We start from the raw sequence: 25,300 nt of genomic DNA on the forward strand, positions 1-25,300 counted from the left end.
CGAGGGCAACAAACCCCCTGGCACTCTGACCCAAACGTCGCAGGAGTTCTCGATGCCCTCTAACGCCTTTCATGATCTCCCCGATTGGCGTGATGAGAAACTGGGGACAATGATTCGGGTCGCATTATGGCTCGTTGCTGAAATCGGCGAGGGGAACGAGTTCACCACCACTCAACTACACGAAGCGTTTCCCGAGCAACAACAAACCATCCGACGATTGCGCGATCTTCGTGAGTATGACTGGGTGATCGAAACCAACCGATCCCTCCCACAGCTAGCTCCTACAGAGATGCGCCTTGCTAAAGTAGGCATCCATCTCTGGGAGCCCGGCAAGCGCAGACTCCGAACAAAACGTCCCACTCAAGTTCGGCGTGAAGTATTTACACGCGATGGTTTCGCCTGCATTTATTGCGGACTTGCAGCTGGCAGGTGGGCTCACATAGCCCCGGAGGAGGGCCCGCTTAGGGTCGCCCACGTGACACCTATTGCTGCTGGCGGTAACGACAGTCCCGAGAACATGGTCACGCTTTGCGTCAACTGCTATGAAGATTTCAAGAAGGGGAATATCAGGTTCAGCAACCCAGAAGATTTGCAGACCCTGATAGATGAACTATCCCTAAATGATCAATCCCGCTTGCTTGCTTGGATAGTAATGGATGGTAAACCAGCTACCCAGGTAGAAAAGGCTTGGGGACTATATCGAATGCTTGCTCCCGGACAGCGAGCTGCCCTGAAAAAACACTTGGGGCAGGCCGTAATCAATCAAACGGAGCCTGGCGCGAACTCCTGATCGTTCACCTTGAATCCCGTCGGCCCCTGCCTACCTCTCACAGCAAGACAGAGGCCGACGGCTGTCACCCATCCCTCAACAAGACAGGCGACCTACCTATGATGACCGATCCACGTCCTGAACCCTCACCCAGGTTCAAAACTCCCCGCCCCTTAGTGATCATTGTCCTCGTTCTGGTCCTGAGCTTCCAGGCTGGTTACAGCCCGGAGCAGGTTCGAGAGATCCTCACCATCGTCGTGGCCTCGCTCGTGGCCCTTGCCGCGGCATGCGTTTTGAACCCCGCACTTCTCGAATGAGTTAGGGCTTCACACCTCGTGCTCCCCGAACACGATCATCCGCAGCGTGAATCCCTAGTCGCTGCCCGTGAGCGTTACGCTTTGCGCAGCAGCCTGGGTCAGACGCTCAGTTCGATCCAGGCGTCGTTGTCGCCAAGCCAGTGGACTCACCGCTGTTAGCAAGAGTGTTAGCAAAAGGCCCCCACCGGAACCCGGTGGGGGCCTCTGACCTGGAGCCGCCTTGGGGAATCGAACCCCAGACCCCTTCATTACGAGTCAACGGCGGAGTCCAAATTGGCAGACTCGTGCCCTGGTCGGACAGTGAATGCGGGCCGGTGGCGTGTGATCGCGCGGTTGCGTCCCACAGTCGTGACCGGGCGCTAGTTGCCTTGACGCTGATGACAAGGTTCTAGCGTGACTGCGACAAGCGGGCGGGAAAGGTCGCCGGCGCATGGTGAGGCCACGGTGCCACCGCAGTACCGGCGACTGCCCGTCCATCGCATCGGCTACCGACCGGAGAACATGGGGTCACCCACCTGCCGATCCATATCGGCGGATCGAGCCGGGCGGCCGCACGCCGCGCCGGACGACGCGGCGACGGCTACTTCCCCGGCGGCGCGCTCGATCCGAACGAACGCGCCATCCAGCTGGACCTCGCCCGGTCGACCGCCGTCGAGGCCGGCCGCAACCCGGAAACGCTGGAGTACACGCGATCGGGGCCGATCGACATGACCGTCGATCAGGTGGAGGAATTCGCCGCTCAAGGCGTGACCCGCATCGTCGTGAGTGCCACCGCCACCGAACCAGACCGGCAACGCGAGGAGATGTCCGCGTTCGCCCAGCGGTTCGACCTCCTCGAACACCTTTCCCCATCCACCTCTGGGCCGACGAGAGCATACTCATTGCTTAGCAATCGATGTTCCGCAAGCAGGGCTTCTCGCCCCAGGCGGCAGGCGGTTGGGTCCGTGGCGACTGGCTGGAAATCCGCGACGACGGCCGCCGCTACCTGACTGATCGTTCACTGAGCTGGCCGGCAGAACGGGGAGACTCCATCTGTGACATCCGTCCTGTCAGCGCTTCCAACCGGGAGATCGAGCGCGGTGCCGGGGTTTCAGGCGTCGCTCCCGCTTCATAGCAGGTGTGCTCGGCACCATCGCTCGCTGGAATGCACCCGTTACCATCTGAGCTGAGCTTCACTTTTCCGCTGAATGCCCCAAAAGCCCAAAACAAGGACGAATGCCTCATGAGACGATGGGCTGCCCCAGCAGTCGCCGTACTGATCGCATCCGTGTCGGCCGTCACGAGTCCCGCCTCCGCGCAGGCAGGCGCTCCTGATCCGGCGCGCGCCCTCAAGCAGCAGTTCCGAAATGAGCATGGCGTTCGGATTTCCGAGACCACCCGCTACTTCTTCGGCAAGAAGTCGACGGTCTCCGGGAATGGAACCCGGATCAGCGGTCGTCTCCAGTTCGCCCCATCGGGTCCAGTGGCTGCGGACTTCACCTGGTGGGACCTTTCCTGGCCGAAAGGCAAGGGGCTCCCGTCCAAGAAGTCGGCCCCCTACCGGGTGATCCGCGTCGGTAAAGACGTGTACGACAGCGCCAACTGGTATCCCGGACCGGTTCCGGACGGCAAGAAGTGGGTCCGGCTCCCGAACGAGCACAGGGGACGCATGAACCGGGACATGGCCCGGGCCGCCAGCCTGCAGCCGATCAACATGTACGACTCGTCCATGATGAAGGCCGTACTGAAGCGCTCAGTGAGCAAGCCCGTCTCCGGCGGTTTCCTCTACCGGGGCACCATGAGCTACCAGGAGCTGAGCAGGGTTTCCAAGAGCACCCTTGCCGCCTGGACCTCGGGGCGGCCCATCAACAAGAAGAGCAAGGGGAAGGTCTCCTGGCAACTCTGGGCCGACCGTGACGGTCTGCCCAAGCGCCTGATCACCACCGACACCGCGGGAGGTGGGAAGGAGCCGCTGGTCAAGCGGAGCGACACGCGCTACACCGACTGGGGATTCCATCTCGTCATCACCGCCCCACCCACCGACGAGGTCATCGACGAAGACGACCTGTTGGAGTACGCCCGCATGCAGAACATGCCCATTCCGCCGGACGCCGGGAACACCTAAGGCGCTCCGGCGATCACGAGAACGGCCCGCCGGGATCACCTCGCAGGACCTTTGACCTGCTGTGCGACCGGAGGTACTCGCCTGACACTCCTATGTCAGGCGACTGCTTGACAGGGGCGCGTCCGCAGCAACGCCTGCCCAACCTGCGTGCCGTCCACGACCGTTGTCAGCAATCACACTGGGCCGGTCACCGCTCCGATTCGATGATCTCCATCGCCTGAGGCACGTCAGTGACAGCATGATCCGCGTCATGCCGGTGATCCGGCCACGTCCCCCGGTCGATCCAGACCGTACGGAGGCCGGCCGTCCCCCTCCGGTGTCGGGCTTACGGATGCCTTCGATCTCCGATAACGCGTAGGCGTCGACGGCCTTGGCCGGTCCCGTCCGCCTGTACCAACGGTGATGCCCGCCGACGGCCAAGGCCGATGTGGGCTTGCCCATGGTTCGCCGACGCTTGGCGGCGGCGAGGTTGTCAAGCCGGCCCAGCCGCTCGACCGCGCGTTCCCTCACCACCTCATCGACGCCTCAGCGGCACCCTGGAACCTTAAAGGTTGTCCGAATCACAACCAAACAGTGATCGTTACCTAGGTTCCACACGACAAACGGCGCCTTCTCCATCTCGCCGGGTCAGGTAAGAAGCTTCGTCTTCGCGGTCGGCAACCAGGGGTCGTGCCGGGTGCGAATGCAGGACATCACCAACGGCGGGTACTACTACAGCCCTTACGTGGTTCCCTGAAAACCAGTGAACAACGCCCCGCCGATAGATTGTCAGACCAAGGAGCCGTCGGATTTCACCTCCTTTCAAGGATGGTGATAACGGCTTGTTCGCAAGCTCCGGCGGCTCCTGTCCCACCGCAGGACCACGGCCTGTTCTCACACCCGCGTCTCGATGACGTCCGGACTGTACGGCCCCTGACCACCCCGACCCGGTTCGCCGCTCCTGCCCGTCGGGCGTGACGTTCTCTCAGCCGTGGGTACGGTGGATCCGGAGTCGACACACCTCAAAACGATCAGCCCGTTCCGGAACGCGTGACCAGCACGGCCGCCGAGACCGCCCAACCCACCGAGAACAGCGAGCCGGCCCGGGCCCAGGTGGCTGCACCGCCGGGTGGACCCTCGTCGACGGCGGCACCGTCGACCCGCGCTGGTCAGTGGGGCAAGACAGGAGGATGCCAGATGACCAGCCATAACTCCCTTGCGGATAGCGAAGTCTGGGATCCCTTCGGCACGTTGCACCGCGCATTGTGGATAGGCGGTGGCCAATGGGCCGGAAAGTCGACCGTGGCCCGGCTCTTGGCCGTCCAGTACCGCATCACCGTCTATCACTACGACTACCACGACGCCCGCGGTCACAACGATCGCCGGATCGCCCGTCGCGTCGACCTCGGCGAGCCCGCCACCGAGCCCGACCCGGACAAGATGTGGGTCCACACCACCCCGGAAGAGATGGCCGCCGCGACCCTGGCCGGTTTCCCGGACCGGTTCGAGTGGGCCCTGGACGACCTGCGCGCGCTCGTCTCAGGCCACCCGATCATCGCAGAAGGCTGGGGACTCCGCCCCGAACTCGTCGCACCCGTCATCGACTCACCGCGCCGGATGGTCGTCATGGTGCCCACGCCGGAGTTCCGCCAACACCAGCTCCAAGAACTACCGCGCGCCGCCTCGCTCGGGCACCGCGTCAGCGATCCGGCCCGCGCACAGGCCAACCGCCTCACCCGGGATCGCCTCGTCGCGGAGGACGCCGTCCGCACCGCCCACCAGCTCGGCATCCGCGTGATCGAAGTCGACGGTTCCCGCGACGCCGCTGCGATCGCGGGGATCGTCGCCGACCATTTCAGCCCCTACCTCTCACAGGGCCCCGGCGTTCCCGGGTTCTGATGCGGTATGGCGACGTTGAGTGTTTGGCCAGGTGGCAGCGGCAAGGCTTCCCCCAGGGCCTGGGACCGCCAGGTGGTGTCCGGCGTGAAGGTGGCGCGAACCTGATCTGCTGCTCTTGCACGGAACGTGAGAAAGCGTGCCTCGACACGTCCGCATGCCGACTTCGGCTCTACTTCGCACTTCATGGCACCGACCCGAGCGCCGGGCCGTGAAACCCCGATGACCTGGAGAGGAGCTTGGGAGATCGGAGGTTATTTCTTAATCCGTAGGGCGCGGATCTAGCAGAGCATGTCAGCCGACAGCACCTGGCCGGCGGCGCGGTCCACGCGCCCTCTCCCTGTCGGCTCAGTCCTGGCGGCTCACGATGGCCGGGCGGATTCGGTTTCGGCGGATCCTGCCCGGCTATCGCGTCTGCCCGGACCCGTCAGGTGGCCTCGAAGTCGGCTCGGTGGTCGGCGGCCCACTCTGCCAGAGGGCGGCCCGGCCGCCCGGTCACTACCGTAACGGGACGTGGGACGTCGGGGACGGTGAGGGTGTCGTGCCAGTAGTCGAGCAGCATCTTCATCACGGGTTCGGGGATGAACTGTGCGGTCTCGGTGCGGAACTCCTCGGGTGTGATCTCCACTAGCGGGATTTCCAGTCCTAGGGTCTCACCGATGATCGCCACCTGCTCGGAGCGGGTCAGGGCTTTCGGGCCGGTGAGCGGGATCGCCTCACCCAGATGATTGTCGGAGAGCAGGGTCTCGGCGGCGGCCTCGGCGACGTCGTACTCGTGGATCGGGGCCTGTGCCGATGCGAGGTATGGCGCCCGGATCGGTGCGCCGGAGCGGATCTGCCAGGCCCAGGAGAGCAGGTTGTTGGCGAAGGTGCCGGGCCGCAGGATCGTCCAGGCATCGGTGCGGTCGGTCACGGCGGCCTCGACCGCGGTGTGGTGGAGCTGGCTCGCCGAGCCATGGTCACGCTGGAACTCCTTCGCGGCGGCGAGGGAGGACAGCACGGTGAAGCGGTGGACGCCGTGGGCGGTCGCCGCGGTGACGAACGCGTCGACGCCCTGGGCGGGGAAGACGAAGGCGCGATCGACACCGTCGAACACCTCCGGCCCGAGCGTGGCGGCGTCGGCCAGGTCGCCGGCGACGACCTCGACCCTGGCCGGCAGGTCCGCGTCATCGGGCTTGCGGGTCAGCGCACGTACAGCGGCGCCGCGGGCGAGCAGGGTCGTGACGAGGTGACGACCAACAGCGCCGGTCGCGCCGGTAACAAGGATGGTCAAGATGGCTCACATTAGGGAAATGGTGCCGGTCCGTCCGGCTTGGAGCCCAACCTATGAGGGGTTTAGGACATTTTCTGTCCCTATTTCTCCTAGCATTGGCGAGTATGCCGGAACAGACCACAATTGAGCGGGCGCTACGCCTGCTGGAGCTGCTGCAGGCCCGCCGGTCCTGGAGCGGCGGCGAACTCGCCGACCGCCTCGGCGTCGACGGCCGCACACTCCGGCGGGACGTGGAACGGCTACGGGGCCTCGGCTATCACATCGAGGCACGTCGCGGCCCCGACGGCGGCTACCGGCTGTCCACGGGCAGCGACCTGCCGCCACTGGTGTTCACCCCGGACGAGGCGCTCGCCGTGGCCGCCGCCCTCGCCTCCTCGGCCGCCAACGGCGCTGCCGGCGGGGGCGAGGTCGCGCTCACCGCCCTGGCCAAAATGGAGCAGGTGATGCCCCCGGCGGTGCGCCGACGGGTGCGGGCGCTGCGCTCCTCGGTCGCCCTCGGCGACACACCGAATGCAGTAGCCGGCGCGTATCCGGCTCCGATGAACGCCGACGTGCTGGCAGTCCTAGCGCTGGCGTGCCGGGACGCGGAACGGGTCCAACTGCGCGTGATGAGCACCGAGGGCGCCGACACCGCACGAGAGTCCTCGCGCCACGTCGAGCCTGCCGCCCTGGTGCCCAGGCAGACTCGGTGGTTCCTCGTGTGCCGCGAGCTCGACCGCGGCTGGCGGGTGTTGCGCGTCGATCGGATCACGCGGGCATCGGCGACGGGCGTGCGCTTCAAGCCGCAGGAGGTCCCCGGAGGCGACCCGGTCGCGTTCGTCACCAGCCAGCTCGGTGCCCCGCCTCGGAAACATACGGCGACGATCCTAGTCCACGCCCCGATCGAACAGGTACAGGCGTACATGGGTGGCTTCGCCACGGACTTCGCCCCGACGACAACCGCCACCGGTCAAGCAGCGACATACTGGCGCATCGCCGACGTACGTCTGGAGGTCCTCGCCAGCGGGCTGCTCTGGGTGCGATGGCCCTTCGAGGTGATCGACTCTCCCGGGCTCGCCGCCCTGCTGCGGGACCGAGCCGCAGCCTTCGCCTTCGCCGCCGACCCGCGCTGAAGCCGACTCACCAGGCCGTCACGACTAAGGGGCTTCGGGCGGGCAAAGGGACACGCATTCGGAGTGGAGGGCCTGCGAGGGCCGCTCAACCTACTTTCTGGATGTGGGCCCGCTCTAAGGCGGCGGATGTTCCCTCGGGGTCGTGCTCGTCGTCGGGGGCCGTCGGCGCCGACGATTCGGGCCGTGGTCTTCCGCCGGTCCTCGTCGAGCAGTTCTCGCATGGCCACCTGCTAGCGGACACGCCGTTCTCCAGTTGAGCGGCCAGATTTCTCCTGGCTGATGGCCATCAAAATTCCTGGCGTGGCCACTGGGAATCCCGGTGGGTGGCCAGGTCGATCTCCGGGTGGGCGGTCAGGTCAGCGGGATCACTCCACGCCCGGACAGAGCCTCGGCCAGGCGATGGGAGTCGCCGCTGGTCTCCACCAGGTGGGCGTGGTGCATCAGCCGGTCGACGGTCGCGGTGGCGAGCGTCTTGGGCATGATGGTGTCGAAACCCGACGGGTGGATGTTGCTGGTGACCACGACCGAGCGGCGCTCGTAGGCGGCATCGATAACGCGGTAGAACGCCTCGGAGGTCTCGTGGCCGACCGGCAGCAACCCGATATCATCGATAACGATGACGTCGCTGCGGCAGATGCGGCCGATGGCGCGCGAGACCGATCCGTCGATCTTGGCCCGGCCGACCGTGGCACTGAGAGACTCCAGAGTGAACCAGGCCACCCGCAGGTCTTTTTCGATCGCCAGATGCGACAGTGCCTCAGCGAAGTGGGACTTGCCGGTGCCGGACGGTCCGGCGATCACCAGGTTCTCCGCGCGGCTGACCCATTCCAGCGTCATCAGCGCGTTCTGGGTGGCCTCGTTGATCGTGGAGCCCTCGCGCCGCCAGGAGGAAAAGGTCTTGCCGGAGGGAAAGCCCGCGCTCTTGCGCCGGTTGCGGCGGGTCGCCTGGTCGCGGCCGACGACCTCCTCATTGAGCAGGACGCGCACGACTTCGGCTGGGTCCCAGCGTTGCGCGCGGGCGGTCGCCAGCACCTCGGGCGCCGCTTTGCGGGCGTAAGGAAAACGCATCCGGCGAAACAGGGCCTCCAACTCGGCCGGGACCGGTGGGGCCGCAGGAAGGGTGACACTCACGAGTGATCTCCTTTGACGCTGTTGGTGTTACTGAAGGCAGCCCAGGAAGCGGTGCCGGGCTGGACCGAGTGAGCCTCGTCGACACGGGTGTTTTCACCGGCGTGCTCATGCAACGCGAGGTGGTCGCAGATGGAGGCCAGATCGGCTTCGGCGAACCGGCCGTTGATCGCGGCCAGGCCGAGCGCCTCATCCACCCGGGCCGCGCCCAGCAGACTGGCCAGCTCGACCGCGCGGGCCATTTTGGTGCGGATCCGCACCACTCCGGTGGCGGCGGCCTCGATCAGCCACGCCTGCGCACCCGGCCCGATCGCCAGGAACGCTTCTTCGGCCTTGGTCCGCGGGCGAGGCCGGGGCGCTTTGGGGCCGTTGCCGCCCTCGTGCTCGGGATAGTGGGCATCGACGATCCGCGGCCGGCCCGGAACCGACAGCCGATGCCGCCACAGTTCCCTCAGACCGTGCTGACCGTGCTGCTCATCGGTGCCGGAGCGGCCGACGATGACCAACTCGTCGCCGTGGACGCGGCACCAGACCGTCTGTCCCTCGTGGCCGGGCGGCACCGAGTAGCGCACATCGCCCCAGCGGACGGTCCGGTCGTCGCAGACCAGGCGCTCGGCGCCGAGCGCGAGCACGTAGGGATCGGCGGGCAGCACGTGCAGGCGAGCGCGTTCCTCGGCCAGCATCTCGATCGGCGGCCGGTGTGTCTCGCGATGGCGGCGGCCGTTGATGTGCTCACTCCAGGCAGCACACGCGGTCTCCAACTCGGTGAAACTCCCATAGGCGGCGCGGAGGTTGGCGTGGGTGGGCACCAGGTCCGCCTTGGCGATCTTCACCGTTGCCTCCACCCCGCCCTTGGACTCGGGATCGAACGGCTCGCAGGTAGTCACCACGCACCCGTAATGCCGCCCCAGCTCGACGATCTGCGGGTGGCGCACCGCGATGCGGGCGATGTGCTCGATCGTGACCGTCTTGGGGTTGTCGGTCAGCAGATACGTCGGCGCCCCGCCCAGCCGCCGCAGCGCCGCGTCCAGGCACGACGTCAACGTGGCCAGCGTCTGATCCCAGGCGGGGATCACCACCCGAAACCGCGACCAGGCCAGCCAGGCACAAAACAGCTGCGTGCGGCGCTCACCGATCCGCGGGCCCTCGCCCCAGTCCCACTGCAGCCACATCCCCGGCTCAGGCACCCAGGGCCGGTAGACGCGCCGCCGTCCGGCCTTCCAGGCCGCCTTGATCTCGGCGACCGCCCGCCGCGTGGTCCGCTCGGACCCGGCGAATCCCATCGCGACCAGGTCTTTGTGCACCACGTCCGCGCGGATCTTCCCTTTCGACCGGTCGACCTTCTCCTCGATCTTCGCCAGGAACGCGTCGATCGCCTTAGGTCGCGGCGCCGGCTGGTGCGGGTTGCCGCCCGCCGCGCGGATCGCGATATACCGGCGCACCGTCTTGGGGTCACACCCCGCCAGTTGCGCCGCCGACCAGGCGCACCCGGTCAGGTCGTAAGCCTCGTAAATCTCCATCAGCTCCATGCCAGACTTCGTCACGGGCCCCCTCCGCGGGTCTGGGGTGCAAGGTCTCGACAACCCGCAACCCAAGCCCCCGCGGAGGGGAACCCAAGCTGTGACACACGGACAAGATCAGGAGATCGGCCTGGCCATTGACCAAGACTTTTGGTGGCCGCCCACCAGGAACCGGTGTCCGTCAGCCGCGACTTTTCTGTCCGCCGATCAAGAGTTCCACGTGACCGCTCTCAGCCACCCGCTTCGAGGGGGAAAGCGCGGCGCCCCGATGGTCTTCGGTCATCACGGTCCCTCACCTTCCTGACCAGGTTACTCGTCGCCTTTCTACCGGTTCGGGTGACCGGTGGTGGAGCACTTGTTCACAGGTGGATCGACCTCAGCTTTCGCGGTACGGCCAGATCGTCCGCCTCCCACAGTCGTGACCGGGCGCAAGTTGCCTTGACGCCAATGACAAGGTTCTAGCGTGGCTGCGACAAGCGGGTGGGGAAGGTCGTCGGCGCACGGCGAGGCCACGGTGCCACCGCAGTACCGGCGACTGCCCATCCATCACATCGGCTGACTAACCGGAGGAACGGCGATGAAGTTCGCAGTCAGCTACAGCACGCCCTATCACGGCATCGACCCCGACAAGATCGTGGCCTACGCCCGGCATGCCGAGGACTGCGGCTTCGAGTCGCTGTATGTTCCCGAGCACATCGCGCTGTATCCCGGTGCGATGGTCGGGCGCTTTGAGCTCCCGCCGTCGCTGCCGTACTTCGATCCGCTCGATTGCCTGAGCTTCGTCGCCGCGGCTACGCGACGGATCCTGCTCGGAACGGGTGTGCTGCTGCTGCCCTACCATCATCCGGTGGTCCTGGCCAAGCGTCTGGCGACCATCGATGTGCTGTCCAAGGGGCGGATGCGGCTGCTGACCGTGGGGCTCGGCGCCCTGCCCGGTGAGGCTCAGGCGGTGGGGGTCGACTTCAGCACCCGTGGGCGTCGTGCCGACGAGGCGATCGACGTGATGCGGCTGCTCTGGGCCGGCGGCGAAGACGGTGTCAGCTTCGCTGGGGAGTTCTTCACCTTCGATGACCTGTGCCAGTTCCCAAAGCCCTATGGGGTCACCCACCTGCCGATCCACATCGGCGGATCGAGCCGGGCGGCCGCACGCCGCGCCGGACGACGCGGCGACGGCTACTTCCCTGGCGGCGCGCTCGATCCGAACGAACGCGCCATCCAGCTGGACCTCGCCCGGTCGACCGCCGTCGAGGCCGGCCGCAACCCGGAAACGCTGGAGTACACGCGATCGGGGCCGATCGACATGACCGTCGATCAGGTGGAGGAATTCGCCGCTCAAGGCGTGACCCGCATCGTCGTGAGTGCCACCGCCACCGAACCAGACCGGCAACGCGAGGAGATGTCCGCGTTCGCCCAGCGGTTCGCCCTCCTCGAACGCCTTTCCAGCCAGTCCGGCCCATCGGGGGATTGATCGGCGGTGAAGACGCTGTCGTGTTGTGGTCACGCGCGGGGTTGGTCCACGATTTTGGCCGCGTAGTCCGCCAGCCGTGCCCTCACCTGCTCGGCGGTCATGCCGTCCTGGCCGACGAGGTGTTCGACGAGGTCGGCGCGGGTGGCGGCGAGCAGAGCGTGTGCGGTGAAGTCTCCGTCCGGAATGCCGGGGATCTTCCGCAGTGTGTCCCGGAGCGTGCGGTGCCACCACGCGTAGTGCTCTGCCTGGTAGGGGCTGCCGCTACCGGCTTCTTCCAGGGCCAGGGAGAGGTGGCGGTTGTCGAGCTTGAAGCGGAGCACGGCATCGAGCACGGCCAGAACGCGTTCGCGAGGTGGGCCGGCGGGCCCGAGGGGCGCCGGTCCCGTCTCCACGGCGTGGCGCACGGGCTGGATGCGCGCTTCGACCAGTGCACGGATGAGGCCGGTCCGGTCGCCGAAGCGGCGGAAGAGGGTGCCTTTGCCCACCCCGGCCGCTGCCGCGATCTCGTCCATGGACACGCTGCGGGGGCTCTGGCTACGAACGAAGAGATCGTCGGCCGCGGCCAGGACGGCCTCGCGGTTGCGCAGGGCATCCGCGCGCTCTTTGCGCTGGGTCATGGCCTCTCCACTTGCAAAACGGACCGATAGTCCATATCGTTAAACGGACTCATGGTCCATATGTTACTGGCGCCCGCGCGCGCCCCCTGGACAACGCGAAGTTCTTCCCCGCCGCGCGACAAGAGGAGATGAGATGACCGGCCGCGCCATCCTGGTCACCGGAGCCACGGGCAACACCGGTAGCCGCGTCGTGTCCCAGCTCACCACGCTCGGTCACCCGGCCACAGCGGCCAGTCGCCGCGTCACCGCACAGGACGGCGCCCAGGCCGTCCGTTTCGACTGGTACGAGCCCACCACCTACGACGACGCACTGCACGGTACGGACCGGGTCTACCTCGTTCCGCCCATCGGCGACCCGGACCCGGCCGCCGTCATGCTGCCCTTCCTGAAGCGAGCCCGTGCCACCGGTGTACACCGCGTGGTGCTTCTCGGCTCCTCGGCCATACCCGCGGGGGGACCCGGGGTCGGCCAGGTGCACGGCCTGCTCCCCGACCTGTTCGACCAGTGGGCGGTACTGCGGCCATCGTGGTTCATGCAGAACTTCACCGATCACCACCCGCACGCGGACAGCATCCGCGACGACGGCGTCATCCTGACCGCGACGGGTGCGGGCCGGGTCGGCTTCATCGACGCCGACGACATCGCGGCGGTCGCCGTACGCGCCCTCACCGACGAGACGGTACCCGATACCGATCTGGTCATCACCGGGCCCCAGGCTTTGAGCTACGACGACGTCGCGGGCATCATCACCCAGATCACCGGCAGGGCCGTCTCCCATCGGCCGCTCACCTACGAGCAGATGTGCGACCGTCTGACCGGCGCAGGCATCCCCGAACGGTTCGCCGCGATGCTGGCCGGCATGGACCGTGCCATCGCCGAGGGAGCGGAAGACCGCACCACCGACACCGTTGAACGTACGACCGGCCGTCCGCCCCGTAGTTTCCGCGAGTACGCCGAAAAGGTGATGCGATGAAGCGGCCTTACCGGGATTGCCGATGGGTTCGCCGGTATCCGTGTGGGGAGATCGTCGCGCAAGGCTCGCTCACCACATTCCACGGCAGCCGGGCACATGCGCAGCAGGCCACCTTCGAGGCCGTACAGGCTCCCGGCCAAAGCAGGCCGATGGTTATCTTGTCGCCGACCGTTCGCGCGTTCCTCGGTTGTATCCCTTTGAGCGGCTTGTCGGCTGGCGGCCGATGCGGACCCCGCGACGCCCCTCGTTGACGTGGTGGCGGAACCGACCTCGCGTTGGGAGGCGATGGACGTCGTCCAGATCGGTGGTCCGGCAGGGGGCGGGAAACACAACACGCCCGGCGGTCAGGCGACCACCGTAAAAGGGAACGGACTAGGCTGGCGAAATGTTGCTGGAACATCGTGGCGCGAGGCCGGTGGTTCCGGAGTCGGCGTACGTCGCCCCCTCGGCTGTGCTCTGCGGTGCGGTCGTCCTCGGCGAGCGCGCCCGTATCCTGCACGGCGCCGTGCTCACCGCCGAGAACGGCGAGGTGCGCGTGGGTGCCGACGTGGTGGTAATGGAGAACGCCTTGGTCCGCAGCCGCGCCGGGCACCCGGCGATCCTGGGCGACGCCGTGCTGGTCGGCCCGCATGCGCACGTCAACGGGGCAGTCGCCGAGGACGAGGTCTTCATCGCCACCGGTGCCTCGATGTCCCCGGAGCGGTCGCGGGCACCCGGTCGGAGCTGCGGATCAACAGCGTGCTGCACGTGAACTCCCGGCTGGCCCCCGAGACCGTCGTGCCGATCGGCTGGATCGCGGTCGGCGACCCGGCCCGGCTGTTCTCCCCCGACCGGCACGAGGAATTATGGGAGGTACAGCGCGACCTCGATTTCCCCGGCACCGTCTACGGTGTGCCGCGCACATCGTCGATGCGCGAGATCATGGCCCGCCAGGTCGAGTTCTACGGCGCACACCTGGGCGACCGCCTGCTCGACGCCCCCGCTGACTCCGAAGTCTGACCCTGCTGGTCGTGCCCCTCCCCTGCCGGAGAAGAGCGCTCCTTCCCTTCCGTACCGGGCCGGGACCCTTTGGCCGGGCGGAACCTGTCATTCGGAGGGCGGTCGCATCAGACGGCATGGCTGCATTTCGCTGCTGTACGGATAATGAGAAAGGCCCTCCGGGGTGATCCCGGAGGGCCTTTGACCTGCTGTGCGGCCGGAGGTGCTCGAACCCCTGACCTTGAGATCCGTAGCCAGTTCGAGACTGTCCACCGACGTCCACAGGTGTCAGCAAGTCCTGCTCAGAGCCATCTCACTCTTGATCGTCTTCTGTGGGCGTCCACTCGCGTCCAAGGATGATGTCAGCACTTCCGTTAGCAAGGTCACGCGCGGCGCAAAGGCCCTGTCGGGCCCACTCGCTACTCTCCCGCACATGGCAGTCCCCGAGATCATCCCCATCGGCTACGAACCCGACTACCACACCGACACCATCGGCCACTGGGAGGGCGGCCAGTTCCTCGGCTCCGTCGTCGCCGCCTTCCCCGAGGGCTACACGCACACCGACGACTGGCAGGCGCACAAACGCTGGCACGCCGTCCTGCACACCTTCGACGCCGCCGGCCACCATCTCAACTCCCGCATCGAGCGCACCGGAACCGACGACGATCACCGGGCCGCCGTCGACGCAGCACAGGAGCGGCTGAAGCAATGGCTCAACACCCTCCCCGGCCTCCACTTCGGCGACATCGCCATCCGCCCCTTCCGCCACGAAGTCGACGGCGTGCTCTTCGGCCTCGTCATCGAAACCTTCGAAGGCACCGAACACGCCGAGCTCTACCCGGACAACCTCGGCTTCTACGAACCCTGGGACGGCTTGTACGACACCTGACCGTCTGATCTACCGAGTCTTGCCGTGGTCAGCGGCCGGGGCGAGGTCCTCCTCGTCATCTTCACCCTCGTAGTCATTCGGATCCAGGACCTCGTCCACGTTGTAGTGCAACCGGCCGTCGATCAGGTAGTCGCGGCGGAAGCCTCGTCCGCCGACGTCTTTGCCAAGGTAATGGGCGAATAGCGGTAACGCGCTGTAGCGTCGGCAGCATCGACGGCCAACGCATCAGATCAAGACGCTGAAAAACCCCTGAGACGGCGTACCTGTCCAGGGGCTTTCCGCTAGGCGGGACGCTGTCCTCAGCCGTTGTGCTGATCGCGGATCACGTAGCGGGTGTGGGCCCCGTCCATCCACTCCCTGTCGATCTCCCTGCCCGTCACCCTGCCGACAAGCGCCAGGGCCGACGTGAGGCAGGTCGCCATGGGCGGGCTGTATCCGTTGTGGACAAGCCCGATGAAGTCCCCCCACTCGTCGGGGATGGCCCCCTCCCCGTAGTCCTGTCCGCTCTCCGCGCGGGTCTCCTCCCACGCGCAGTACTCCAGCCACCCCGCCGGCAGTTCGGGATCGCTCTCCCAACCGGAATCGTCCAGGTCGAAATGCAACCCCTGCGCGTAGGAGTCGAGCGCATGAGGATCACTTCCCCAGCGCTTTCCGGGGACGGTGACGTTGAAGTCCGTCACGTAGTGACCGTTGACCGCGTATTCGAGATCACGCGGCCCGTTGATGTCCCAGCTCACCAGCAGCGCCCGCCCGCCGTACGAGAGCTCCCGCAGAGCCCCGTGGCAGTCGAAGCCCCGCACCTGGATGATCTGCGTCCAGTCCGCCGTCAGCCGACCGGCCCAGACGACCCCCGGATCGCCGTCGGAAGGCCACCCTCGCAGGACGTCCGCCCAGGTGCACTCGACCGTGTCGTCCACATCCGCGACCGACACCCCCAGGCGCCGGGCGACCTCCCACACCTCCAGCCCCTCCACCCACGCGGCCATGAACCACTCACCCATGCCGTAGGACCGGACGAGGTGCCAGAGACGCTCCGACCGCCGCATTCCCGCTCCCTGCCCGCTCAGTGCTCGTTCCTAGGGCGACTCAAACAGACATCCCCGACAGTTCCGTGATCAACGCCATGCCGCGGTTCTCGCGGCCGGGTGCGTACCGGGACGGCCGGTCGGTTCGGCTTCATCATGAGAGAAAGCACCGCAAGAGCGGTGGAAGACACCCTGTTAGCAAGGGCCCCGAACGACTAAGAAAAGAAGAAGGCCCCTGAGCGGATAATCCCTGCTCAAGGGCCTTCTTGCTGCTGTGCGGCCGGGTACATCAAGGTCTCCGTCAAAGCCGGGGCGATTCACCGGTCGGCTACGTTCTCGCGCAGTTTGCTCAGCCGCTCCTGAGCGAACGAGCGGATCTCCTCTTCCTCGACCATGGCCGCGTGCTCCAGGAGGTTCGTATTCTCCTTGTCGGCCAGGCTCGCGGCGGCCGCCGCGGCGAACAGCCGAGTCACCGGGTCGCCTGCTTCGAGCCGGATGACGATGCCGTTCAGATCGGGCTCCTCGTCGTCCTGGAGGATCAACCACTCGGCCAGTTCCTTGACCTGACCGGACGGCAGGCATGCCGCCCCCGCCTCAAGCTGCTCGACCGAGGCCTCGGTCAAGAACTCGAGGACCTTCCAGCGGACGGCGCTGTCGGGGTCTCGGCTCAGGTTCATGACCTGAGCGATGATGGGCCCGTGCCGCTCGTCGGCGTTCTCCAGCACCACTGCTATCGCGTCGTATCGCACAGTACGGATCGGGCTGGAGAGGAGAGCCGGGACCTCGTCGATCAGCGGCGCGGCGAGGTCGACGAGTTCCGACAGCAACCAGGTCGCCGTCGGCAGGATCCGGTCATCACCGCTATGGAGAAGTCTGGCGAGGTTCTCGACGGGGAATCCCGCGTACAGCTCGCTGAGCAGGTCGTTGGCCGCCAGGCCCACGAGATCGCCGTCGGCCGGATGCGCAAGGATGCGCTCGATCAGATCCTCGCCTGCTTGCGTCTGCATCGGCTTCACCACTTCCTGTTCTTCTGACGCTCCTGCCACTCGGCAGCAGCGGGGTAGTGGTCGGCGCCGGTTTGTGAGCTCCCTTTGTACGTGCCCCCGCTGGACGAGCTGGACGTCTCACTCCTGCCGCCTGCTTGCCCTGAAGGCTTCGAGAGCCTTCTCTTCCCTTCTGATCCGCTCCGCGTGCCCGACCTCGTAGCCTTTTCTCTCTTCCTCCGCCCTCCTCGCCTTGATGCTATCCTCCAACATCTTCTCGGTGCGGTCCGCCTCCGCTTTCGTCATGCCCCTGGCACTGGTGGGCGGATCGCCGTGAATTCTTCCGTCATGGGCTGAGCCCTGGTTCGAGTTTCGAGAGAAGAAGTCCCTGCCACCCCTGTCGTCCCTGCCGCCACCCCTGCCGCCACCCCTGCCCCCGCCGCGCCCATTGCCTCTGTCATTCCTGCGGCTCATCTTGGTGATGCCGTCCTTGACGGACCGAGGTCCGGACGGACTCCGCAGACCGGACGACCGCACGGGGACTCCACTGCGCGGGCCGGCCGTGGCCAGGCGTGGTCCGGGACCTCCTGGGCGTCGCAGGTCGTCCAGGATGCGGCGCATCGGTTCGGTGACCCGACGGCGCATGATGGGAGCGATCACTTTGCCGGTGCCCTCGCCGCCCTCACGAAGGATCTTCCTGACTGCCTGACGCGACGCCAGCACCCGAGCCGTCGCGACGGTCACCCCGACCGCCCCGCCGAACGCCAGCGCCTTGGCCACACCGACCGCGGTGAACACCGCCTGCGTGCCCGCCGCCACCTTCACAGCCGACACCACCGCAGCGCTGCCATCCAGGGCCACCGGCATCAGCTTCATCGCCGCGTTCGCCTGAGCGATGTGGCCGCCCTGCGCACCGGTCCTGTTCCAGTAGTTCTCCATGCTGGTGGCGGACTCGCCGCGGTAGACCTGCTGCGTGGTGCGGACCGCCGAATCGGTAGCGCTCGCCGCAGGGGCCATACCAGACCGGGCGACCCGCACGGCGTTGCCCTCGGCCCTGATGTCGTCCTCGTTCATGTTCGGCCAAGGACCGAGCATCTGCATCATCCCGGCCGCCGCCGGGGGAAGCACTACAGCCATGTGCGACCGATGTTCTCGATGCTCGCGGCCTCGCCATCACGCGTGTTCTTGACCACGGTGTGCAGGCCGTCGCCTGTATCGACGATCGCCGTGGACAGTTCGTCGAGCGCGGCCATCGACACCTCGCGGCACTCGGCGTACATGCTGGTGAACATGCCGAACAGACCGTCATCTCCGAACGAGGACACCCCGTCGCCGCGAACTCTGAGCGGCTCGAGCGCGGCGTTGTAGTCCTCTCCATGGGTCCTAATACGGGAGGCTTCCTGCGCCGCGGCCCCTAAGACGATCTCAAGTCCCGTCATGCCTAAGCACCATATCGTCACATGTCATGATCTTCGTGTTATTTGTCGTTCATGAGCCCTGAATCTCCATGTCGAAATCACGGTCGCATGTATCTAGACTGGCGGCCGTCCGCTCTCCTGATAACCGGAGGTCCGACGTGCGGCCCCCCACTCCCGATAACGACGACGAATACCTGCTCGAATACTTCGCCCAAGGTCAGCGGGTCATACGCGAACTACAGGCTGCGCAGTCCGTGATTCGACAGGTGGAAGGTCTGGCGAAGAGCAAGAACGGTCTGGTCGAGGCGGCCGCCGACGGCGAGGGCGGGCTGACCCGGTTGTACATAGACCCGCAGGCGATGCGGCTCGGAGAATCGGCGCTCGGCCATGAGGTCGCCGCCGTGCTCCGGGCGGCGCAGGAGGACGCGGCGCGCAAGGCGCAGGAGATCGCGGACGCGGCGGAAAGCGCCGCCGCACTGCCCCAGCCGCTCGACGAGGCCTTCGTACGCGGGCGGGTCGAGCAGGCCGCCCGCGATCTTCTTCAATAGGCTCGGAGGCAAGCGTGTACGGTCAGCAGTTCGACCCCGCCGACATCACGGACCGGCACATCGACGAGGTGGCGCGCCAGAGTGAGCAGGTACTGGCCTGGCTGGAGACGGCGCAGGCGGACCTCGACCAGATCGTGGGGGCGGGCGAGACGGCGGCAGGCCAGGTCAAGGCGACCGTGGACGTGAACGGCTGGGTCCTCGGCGTCACCTACGGCCCCCGCGTGACGCGATTAGGCAGCCAGGAGCTGGCCGAGCAGACGCTCGTGGCGGTGCGGGCAGCATGCGCAGACGCCCAGCGCCAGACGCACGATCTCATGCGCGAGGCCATGCCGGACTTCGACCCGGTGGAGGCGAACGAGCAGTTCCAGCGACTGCTGACCGACTGGAGCTGACCCGGCCGAAGCCGGGCCGTACGGTCACTGACCAGGTGGTGCAGTGGGTGCCGTCGTTTCTGACGGCTCGATGAAGGCGTCTGCACCTGAGAAATCGATCGGATCGGGGGGCGCAGCGTCCCCTTTGCGGTACGAGGCTGAAGCCGGGCGCGGCCCTTCTCCCCACGTGCGACGTAACCGGCAGCCGCTAGGCCACCGAGGGCGCTCAGCGTCGCGTCCAACGTGACGCCAAGCCGGTCCAGCCCCACCTCAGGACGGGACGACGTCCAGGACCTTGTGTGTGACCTCGTTCAAGGCGTCTCTATCTACCCGGCGACGAGACGACCACGAACGAGGACGAACCCTCAGTGAACAAATGGGCGTTGCTACAGTCGGCCCCTAGAAACGCCCCAGGGAGTCCCTTAAAATCAAGGAACTCCCTGGTCAAGCTGTGTGCGGCCGGAGGTACTCGAATACCACACAGGTTCGGCCGGGGAGTGGGTCGTCGAGCACAGCATCACCGAGGGCGGCGACAGCGGCGGCCCCTGGTTCTGGAACAGGAACGCATACGGCATTCACAAAGGGCTGATTTATGATGGCGGCCCGTCGTACTTCACTTCGGTAGACCCCGCCTACAGCCCATGGGGAAGCGGTTGGTCCGTTTGGACTCGCCACTGACCTTTAGATGATCCTTCCGAGGTCCCGGCTCCTCGCCGCGCGGGCCGATGAGCCGGGACCCGCGCATGTTCATCTAACCTTTCCGGACAGACGACGGCGCGGGGTGCAGAACCCCTCGATGTAGGCGAATACAGCACGCTCGGCTTCTGACCCGGTACGGAAGGTCCATCGGTCGATCAGCTCGCACTCCAGCGAGGCGAAAAAGCTCTCGGTGGTGGCATTATCGAAGCACGTGCCGGTCCGGCCGGTCGAGGGGCGCACGCCAGCCTGCTCACAACGTCGACCGAACGCGATCGAGGTGTTGCGACGACCAGTTGAATCCGCCCAGGCGAGCTGGAGCTGGGAATTCTGGTCACGGGTCGAGACGCGGGTGTAGGCCCACACCTGCCCGGTCGTCGAGGGGCTCAGGCGGGTCTCTGGCTCGCTCGGCGTGACTGTAGCAGGTCGGCGATGGTCTCGATGCCGTCGGAGATGGCGGCTGTGGTCAGGTTGCCGAATCCGAGTACGAGCTGTGGGGGCTGTGGGTGCTGGTCCATGCGGTAGGTGCTCATTCCGTACAGTCCGACGGACCGACGGCGTGCGGCCGCGACTATGGCACGCTCGTCGGCACCGCTTGGTAACTGGGCGACGGTATGGAACCCGGCGGCCAGCCCGCGCAGTTCGATGCCGGGTGCGTGTCGTTGGATCGCTTCGAGGAGGGCGGTGCGGCGGGCGGCGTAGCGCTGCCGCATATGGCGCAGGTGACGATCGTAGCGGCCGGACTTCAGCAGGTCGGCGAGCGCGAGTTGGTCGATGACCGGTGAGCCGCGGTCGGCGAGCTGCTTGTAGCGGGCGACATCGGGAGTCAGGTGAGGCGGGCTGAGAATCCAGCCGAGTCGCAAAGCCGGCGCGAGTGATTTGCTGACGGAGCCGAGGAGCGCGACCCGGTCTGGGGCGAGGCCCTGTAGCGCGCCGACGGGTTCGCGGTCGTAGCGGAACTCGGCGTCGTAGTCGTCCTCGATGATCGTCGCGGTCCGTGCCGTGGCCCAGTTGATCAGGGCTTGTCGCCTGTCAGGGGCGAGCACGACGCCGGTGGGCGATTGGTGGGCGGGTGTGAGCACGACGGCGCGTGCATCAGTGGCAGCAAGTGCGTCGGTGTCGATGCCGCGCTCGTCGACCGGGACGGCGATGACGTCGAGGCCCAGCATCGCGGCGATGGTGCGGTGGTCGGGGTCGCCGGGGTCCTCGAAGGCCACGACGCGTACGCCCTGTCCCGCCAGGGACCGCAGGACGAGCTGGAGTCCTTGTGCGTAGCCCGCGCAGATGACGGTGTGACCGGGGTCGGTGCCGGCGCCGCGGACTCGCCGTAGATAGGCGGCGAGCACGTCGCGCAGTGTCGGATCGCCGTGCGGGTCGGGGCAGCCGAGCAGGTCGCTGGGCGCGTCGCGGCAGGCACGGCGAAGGGCGCCGCTCCAGTACTCGCGCGGGAAGCTCGACAGGTCGGGTACGCCGGGTCGGAAGTCGATTTTGGCAGGCTCGATGGCTATGGACGGCGGAAGCGCGGCCGTGTACGGACGCGCGGTGGCGGCGACCCGGGTGGCCGAGCCGCCGCGGCTGACCAGATAGCCCTCTGCCTGCAGTTGCGCATAGCACTCGGTCACCAGGCCGCGAGAGATACCGAGGTCGCGGGAGAGGGCACGGGATGAGGGGAGTCGCTCTCCGGCAGCGAGCCGACCGGCGCGGATGGCCTCCCGCAATGCGCGTTCGAGTTGGTCGCGCAGGGGTTCAGGTCGGTTTCGGTCGACCTGCAAAAGGAGCTGTGGTCCGGAACCGGTCCAGTCGATCAGCATGAAACTGGACCTTACTGCTGAACCGGATCCCGTCCTACGGTCGGCTCATGGATCATCAGGAAGTCACCGCCGGTAGGAAGGCTTCGGTGGGCAGGGTCGAGATTCGTCTCGGGGATGGCGTGGATCGGCAACCGATCCTGACCCGTCCGATGGTTCTGTTGCTGATCATGTCGGTGTGTTCTTCCGGGAGCTTCTATCTGCTGATGTCGGTCGTCCCCCTGTATGTGGCCACGGCCGGGGTGGGCGGCGTGGGCGCGGGCATGTCCACCGGCGCACTGATGCTGGGGACCGTGCTGATGGAGTTCGCAGTGCCGGGCCTGCTGCGCAGGTACGGGTACCGCGCCGTGATGACCGCGGGCCTGCTTCTGCTCGGGGCGCCTGCGTTGGTACTGGTGGCATCCTCCTCACTGCCGTTGGTGCTGGGTGTCTGCTTAGTGCGTGGCGCAGGGCTCGGCATTGTCGTTGTGGCCGGCGCGGCCCTCGTCACCGAACTCGTGCCGACCGATCGCCGCGGCGAGGGGCTGGGGTTGTACGGCGTAGCCGTCGGGGTCCCGTCCATCGCGTGCCTGCCGTTGGGTCTGTGGCTGGTCGGGAACGTCGGGTACGGGCCGGTGTTCATCACCGGGGCGGCGCTGTCGTTGCTCGGGCTGGCCGCCGTACCCGGCCTGCCGGCCCGGTCGGCTCGGATCGAGCACGGCAGCGTTCTCGGCGCCTTTCGTATCCGTGGGCTCGCCAGGCCGACGGTCATCTTCGCCACCGTGACACTGGCGGCCGGCGCCCTGCTGACCTTCCTCCCCATGGCCGTACCGGCCGAGTCGCATCAGGTGGCCACGGGGGCTCTGCTCGTGCAGTCCTGCGCTGCTCCGCTCGCACGCTGGGGCGCGGGCTGGTACGGCGACCGTCATGGCGCTGCCCGCTTACTCGTCCCCGCAGTGCTCACGGCCACCGTTGGCACGGCCGTGCTCGTCTGGGTGGGCAGCCCGGTCGCGGTGATGGTCGGCATGGGGCTGTTCGGGCTTGGGTTCGGCCTGGCCCAGAACGTGACGCTGGCACTGATGTTCGAGCGCGTCCCCGAGTCCGACTTTGGTCGGGTAAGCGCGCTGTGGAACCTCGCCTACGACGGCGGGATGGGCGTCGGGGCAGTCGCGTTCGGCCTCCTGACCGTGCCGATGGGCTACCCCGTGGGATTCGCCATCACCGCCATCGTGCTGTTCACCGCGCTGGCCCCCGCGTGGCTCGACCATAGGGCCGCGTCGAAAGACGACATCGCTTGACGGTCGCTTCAGCCGCGCCCCTGTTGACACCGCAAGAAACGAGCGAAAAGGAGAACCTCATGAAAAACGTCATGCTGAACATGAGTGTGTCAGTGGACGGCTTCAGCGCCGGACCCGATGTGACCGCCGAGCACCCCATGGGCGAAGGCGGCGAGCGGCTCCACGAGTGGCTGTTCAACAGCGGTTCGGATCGGGCTGTAGCCGCTGGCGGCACATCACCGAACGGAGTGGACACCCGGGTCGCACAGGAGCTTTTCGCATCGACCGGAGCCGTTGTGGTGGGCAGACGCACGTTTGACGTGGGAGTGGAGTTGTGGGGGGACACCCCGTTCCCCGTGCCCTGCTTCGTGCTCACCCATCAAGCCCGCGAACAGTTGGTCATGAAAAGCGCAGCGTTCACCTTCGTCACTGACGGCATCGAGAGCGCGCTTCGGCAGGCCCGAGTGGCAGCGCGCGACAAGAACGTCCTCATCATGGGTGGGGCAAATACCGCACAGCAGTTCGTGAGGGCCGGACTCGTGGACGAGATTCAGATTCAACTGGTGCCCGTGCTGCTCGGTTCAGGCACCCGGCTGTTCGACCACCTAGGCACCCATCACATCGAGCTGGAACGAAATAGGTTGATCGAGTCACCACACGTGACGCACCTGCGATTCCGCGTCGCGAGGTAGCCGGCTGGCCCAAGCCCGCCCGGAGCCTCCCATCAGCCGCGCCGAGCAGCGCGGCTGATCCGTTGTGAGCTGTACGGAGATCAGAAAGGCCACCTCTGGTGATCGGAAGTGGCCCTTGAGCTGGGCGCGGCCAAGAGGACTCGAACCCCTGAGGTGCCCTGCAGATTCCGGACAGTCAGCTACATAAGCTGACATAAGTCTGGAAGAGGTAGGTACGTGATCCCCTGACCTGGTGCGTTACAGGTCAGAGCCGGCATCGCCCAGTTGGGGCGATGACGACCAGGGAGCCCTGCCCCAGGGAGTCGCCGCGAACTCCACTCGTCCGCCTCTCGAATAGACACGGCTCACGCCGATCAGATGACCATATCCGGCCGGCAGTAACCCGAAGAGCAAACTCGGGCGTCACACACGCACCACCGCGTAACGGGAGAAGCCATGACCTATCCGCCACCAGGCCCCTACGGACAGCAGCCACAGCCCTACGGATACGGGCCTGTCCAGATGACGACCGTGCGCGAACGCGGCTTCAACCCGATCACGTTCATCGTCCACGCCTGCCTGTGGTTCTTCATCCACTGGTGGGTGGCCGCCCTCACCCTCGGCCTGTGGCTCATCGTCGCCATCCCGGTCACCTTCATCGGGTGGCAGGTCACCCGCACCATCCCCGTCCAGCATGCGCCCGGTTACTACCCGCCGCCGTACGGCCGCTAGATCGGCCAGCCGAACCCGCGTCATACACGCACCTACCCCTCAAAGTCGAAGAACCCCAAGCGCGACCCAGTAGGCCCGTGACGGCATTTCGCCCAACGGGTCTAACGTGTCCGTCGTCTGTTGGCATCTGGCGGAGCCAGGCCGAATGGGATAAGAATTCCAAGATCAGATCTTGGAGGTTGTTCCTGTGCTGTCCACGGATGTGCCGTCTCAACCACCGGTGGTGGCTGAACGCCTGCGGCCGTGGCGGCTTCAGTCGCAGGGATACGTGGCCGTCCTCAGCGGGGTTGCCGCCGTCACCGTCATCGCGCTGATGAACGCCACTCGCCTCGATGTAGGGGCAGAGTACTCATTGCCGGCGCCGGTCTTCTCGGACTGATGGTGAATGTCGTCATGATCTGGGATACCAGGGTGAGCCCCGACGCCTACACCGTGTTGTCGGTGTTGCTCGCACTGGTCGTTCATATCGTTCAAGTGGGTGTGCAGAGACCACACGATCGGGGAACCCTGCTGCTGTCCAGAGGGAAAGATCATGCGCCGATGTGGCTAGCCGGTGCAGTCGCCATCCTGGCCGGTGGCGTACTCCAACACCTCATGGTGACGACACTCGAAGGGTGATGGGAGCCAACCGGGAACCACCCTGTTGGCAAGAAGGTCAAACGATCACGGAACGACGAAGGCCCCTGATGGCGTAATGCCTGTTCAGGGGCCTTCTTGCATGTGTGCGGCCGGAGGTACTCGAAACCCCGACCTTCTGATCCGTAGGGAA

General features: G+C 66.4%; 27 protein-coding genes and 1 pseudogene. 18 read left to right on the forward strand and 10 right to left on the reverse strand.

The annotated features are described in order from the left end of the window. The first annotated feature begins 52 nt into the window (after positions 1-52). From ACFQVD_RS30570 to ACFQVD_RS30590, 5 genes are all read left to right on the forward strand, one after another. On the forward strand, positions 53-790 hold the full coding sequence (locus ACFQVD_RS30570) for an HNH endonuclease (protein ID WP_343961241.1): 738 nt from the start codon (positions 53-55) through the stop codon (positions 788-790). A gap of 823 nt (positions 791-1,613) precedes the next feature. Then, a complete protein-coding gene (locus ACFQVD_RS30575; protein WP_386274397.1) occupies positions 1,614-2,075 on the forward strand; it encodes an LLM class flavin-dependent oxidoreductase in 462 nt (153 codons plus the stop codon). Continuing rightward, entirely contained in the window at positions 1,982-2,200 is a 219-nt protein-coding gene (locus ACFQVD_RS30580; protein WP_343961239.1) for a hypothetical protein, read from the forward strand. Before ACFQVD_RS30575 ends, ACFQVD_RS30580 begins: the two co-directional genes overlap by 94 nt. Before the next feature lie 348 nt (positions 2,201-2,548). Beyond that, positions 2,549-3,190: a hypothetical protein gene (locus ACFQVD_RS30585; RefSeq protein ID WP_343961237.1), complete on the forward strand. Its 642-nt coding sequence runs from the start codon at positions 2,549-2,551 to the stop codon at positions 3,188-3,190. Positions 3,191-4,471: 1,281 nt separating this feature from the next. After that, the gene (locus tag ACFQVD_RS30590; protein WP_343961235.1) at positions 4,472-5,068 is read left to right on the forward strand and encodes a hypothetical protein; all 597 of its coding nucleotides are present in this window, start codon (positions 4,472-4,474) and stop codon (positions 5,066-5,068) included. A gap of 424 nt (positions 5,069-5,492) precedes the next feature. On the opposite strand, the gene ACFQVD_RS30595 is transcribed toward ACFQVD_RS30590, so the two are convergent. Continuing rightward, the gene (locus ACFQVD_RS30595; protein WP_343961233.1) at positions 5,493-6,338 is read right to left on the reverse strand and encodes an SDR family oxidoreductase; all 846 of its coding nucleotides are present in this window, start codon (positions 6,336-6,338) and stop codon (positions 5,493-5,495) included. Positions 6,339-6,442: 104 nt separating this feature from the next. Here ACFQVD_RS30595 and ACFQVD_RS30600 point away from each other — a divergent pair, with 104 nt between their 5' ends. Beyond that, on the forward strand, positions 6,443-7,450 hold the full coding sequence (locus tag ACFQVD_RS30600; protein WP_343961231.1) for a helix-turn-helix transcriptional regulator: 1,008 nt from the start codon (positions 6,443-6,445) through the stop codon (positions 7,448-7,450). A 351-nt stretch (positions 7,451-7,801) separates the two neighbouring features. Here the strand turns inward: ACFQVD_RS30600 and istB are convergent, their stop codons facing one another. Both istB and istA read right to left on the reverse strand, forming a co-directional pair. Beyond that, on the reverse strand, positions 7,802-8,581 hold the full coding sequence (gene istB, locus ACFQVD_RS30605; protein WP_364159275.1) for an IS21-like element helper ATPase IstB: 780 nt from the start codon (positions 8,579-8,581) through the stop codon (positions 7,802-7,804). Next, on the reverse strand, positions 8,578-10,107 hold the full coding sequence (gene istA, locus ACFQVD_RS30610; protein WP_386274280.1) for an IS21 family transposase: 1,530 nt from the start codon (positions 10,105-10,107) through the stop codon (positions 8,578-8,580). The genes istB and istA overlap by 4 nt, the downstream gene beginning before the upstream one ends. Positions 10,108-10,675: 568 nt before the next feature. Here istA and ACFQVD_RS30615 point away from each other — a divergent pair. Then, positions 10,676-11,566 carry a TIGR03619 family F420-dependent LLM class oxidoreductase gene (locus ACFQVD_RS30615; RefSeq protein ID WP_386272741.1) on the forward strand — a complete coding sequence of 297 codons (891 nt, stop codon included), beginning with the start codon at positions 10,676-10,678 and terminating at the stop codon, positions 11,564-11,566. Between the two features lie 29 nt (positions 11,567-11,595). Here ACFQVD_RS30615 and ACFQVD_RS30620 read toward each other — a convergent pair whose 3' ends face one another. Further along, entirely contained in the window at positions 11,596-12,183 is a 588-nt protein-coding gene (locus ACFQVD_RS30620; RefSeq protein WP_343972473.1) for a TetR/AcrR family transcriptional regulator, read from the reverse strand. 133 nt (positions 12,184-12,316) lie between these two features. Between ACFQVD_RS30620 and ACFQVD_RS30625 the strand changes: the two genes are divergently transcribed. The 4 genes from ACFQVD_RS30625 to ACFQVD_RS30640 all read left to right on the forward strand — a co-directional run bounded on the left by ACFQVD_RS30625 (position 12,317) and on the right by ACFQVD_RS30640 (position 15,023). Further along, entirely contained in the window at positions 12,317-13,156 is an 840-nt protein-coding gene (locus tag ACFQVD_RS30625; protein WP_343972470.1) for an ergot alkaloid biosynthesis protein, read from the forward strand. 385 nt (positions 13,157-13,541) lie between these two features. Then, the gene (locus ACFQVD_RS30630; RefSeq protein WP_343972467.1) at positions 13,542-13,907 is read left to right on the forward strand and encodes a gamma carbonic anhydrase family protein; all 366 of its coding nucleotides are present in this window, start codon (positions 13,542-13,544) and stop codon (positions 13,905-13,907) included. Further along, positions 13,895-14,155, forward strand: coding sequence for a hypothetical protein (locus tag ACFQVD_RS30635; protein WP_343972464.1), 261 nt, complete (start codon positions 13,895-13,897; stop codon positions 14,153-14,155). The genes ACFQVD_RS30630 and ACFQVD_RS30635 overlap by 13 nt, the downstream gene beginning before the upstream one ends. Before the next feature lie 412 nt (positions 14,156-14,567). Beyond that, positions 14,568-15,023, forward strand: a complete 456-nt coding sequence (locus ACFQVD_RS30640; protein ID WP_343972461.1) for a hypothetical protein — start codon at positions 14,568-14,570, stop codon at positions 15,021-15,023. A 299-nt stretch (positions 15,024-15,322) separates the two neighbouring features. Here ACFQVD_RS30640 and ACFQVD_RS30645 read toward each other — a convergent pair whose 3' ends face one another. From ACFQVD_RS30645 to ACFQVD_RS30660, 4 genes are all read right to left on the reverse strand, one after another. After that, positions 15,323-16,069 carry a DUF6461 domain-containing protein gene (locus ACFQVD_RS30645; protein ID WP_343972458.1) on the reverse strand — a complete coding sequence of 249 codons (747 nt, stop codon included), beginning with the start codon at positions 16,067-16,069 and terminating at the stop codon, positions 15,323-15,325. Between the two features lie 296 nt (positions 16,070-16,365). Beyond that, on the reverse strand, positions 16,366-17,055 hold the full coding sequence (locus ACFQVD_RS30650; RefSeq protein WP_343972455.1) for a hypothetical protein: 690 nt from the start codon (positions 17,053-17,055) through the stop codon (positions 16,366-16,368). 117 nt (positions 17,056-17,172) lie between these two features. Further along, entirely contained in the window at positions 17,173-18,168 is a 996-nt protein-coding gene (locus ACFQVD_RS30655; protein ID WP_343972452.1) for a hypothetical protein, read from the reverse strand. After that, positions 18,159-18,470, reverse strand: coding sequence for a hypothetical protein (locus ACFQVD_RS30660; RefSeq protein ID WP_343972449.1), 312 nt, complete (start codon positions 18,468-18,470; stop codon positions 18,159-18,161). Before ACFQVD_RS30660 ends, ACFQVD_RS30655 begins: the two co-directional genes overlap by 10 nt. A gap of 68 nt (positions 18,471-18,538) precedes the next feature. Between ACFQVD_RS30660 and ACFQVD_RS30665 the strand changes: the two genes are divergently transcribed. Together ACFQVD_RS30665 and ACFQVD_RS30670 are read left to right on the forward strand one after the other, a co-directional pair. After that, positions 18,539-18,997, forward strand: coding sequence for a YbaB/EbfC family nucleoid-associated protein (locus tag ACFQVD_RS30665; protein ID WP_386272748.1), 459 nt, complete (start codon positions 18,539-18,541; stop codon positions 18,995-18,997). Positions 18,998-19,011: 14 nt separating this feature from the next. After that, positions 19,012-19,389: a YbaB/EbfC family nucleoid-associated protein gene (locus ACFQVD_RS30670; RefSeq protein WP_343972443.1), complete on the forward strand. Its 378-nt coding sequence runs from the start codon at positions 19,012-19,014 to the stop codon at positions 19,387-19,389. A gap of 741 nt (positions 19,390-20,130) precedes the next feature. On the opposite strand, the pseudogene ACFQVD_RS30675 reads toward ACFQVD_RS30670, so the two are convergent. Both ACFQVD_RS30675 and pdxR read right to left on the reverse strand, forming a co-directional pair. Further along, a pseudogene (locus ACFQVD_RS30675) lies at positions 20,131-20,358 on the reverse strand (IS3 family transposase); the annotation flags it as partial. Positions 20,359-20,450: 92 nt separating this feature from the next. Beyond that, positions 20,451-21,836: a MocR-like pyridoxine biosynthesis transcription factor PdxR gene (gene pdxR, locus ACFQVD_RS30680; protein WP_386274400.1), complete on the reverse strand. Its 1,386-nt coding sequence runs from the start codon at positions 21,834-21,836 to the stop codon at positions 20,451-20,453. 86 nt (positions 21,837-21,922) lie between these two features. On the opposite strand from pdxR, the gene ACFQVD_RS30685 reads away from it, so the two are divergent. From ACFQVD_RS30685 to ACFQVD_RS30705, 5 genes are all read left to right on the forward strand, one after another. After that, complete coding sequence (locus tag ACFQVD_RS30685; protein ID WP_343972433.1) at positions 21,923-23,149, forward strand: MFS transporter; 1,227 nt, start codon at positions 21,923-21,925, stop codon at positions 23,147-23,149. Positions 23,150-23,208: 59 nt separating this feature from the next. Then, positions 23,209-23,820, forward strand: coding sequence for a dihydrofolate reductase family protein (locus ACFQVD_RS30690; protein ID WP_343972430.1), 612 nt, complete (start codon positions 23,209-23,211; stop codon positions 23,818-23,820). A 435-nt stretch (positions 23,821-24,255) separates the two neighbouring features. Further along, complete coding sequence (locus tag ACFQVD_RS30695; protein ID WP_343972428.1) at positions 24,256-24,531, forward strand: hypothetical protein; 276 nt, start codon at positions 24,256-24,258, stop codon at positions 24,529-24,531. Positions 24,532-24,703: 172 nt separating this feature from the next. After that, positions 24,704-24,910 carry a hypothetical protein gene (locus ACFQVD_RS30700; RefSeq protein WP_343972426.1) on the forward strand — a complete coding sequence of 69 codons (207 nt, stop codon included), beginning with the start codon at positions 24,704-24,706 and terminating at the stop codon, positions 24,908-24,910. Further along, positions 24,910-25,149, forward strand: coding sequence for a hypothetical protein (locus ACFQVD_RS30705; protein ID WP_343972423.1), 240 nt, complete (start codon positions 24,910-24,912; stop codon positions 25,147-25,149). Before ACFQVD_RS30700 ends, ACFQVD_RS30705 begins: the two co-directional genes overlap by 1 nt. Positions 25,150-25,300: the final 151 nt, after the last annotated feature.

The sequence above is a fragment of the Streptosporangium amethystogenes subsp. fukuiense genome, assembly GCF_042665875.1.
GTDB lineage: Bacteria > Actinomycetota > Actinomycetes > Streptosporangiales > Streptosporangiaceae > Streptosporangium > Streptosporangium fukuiense.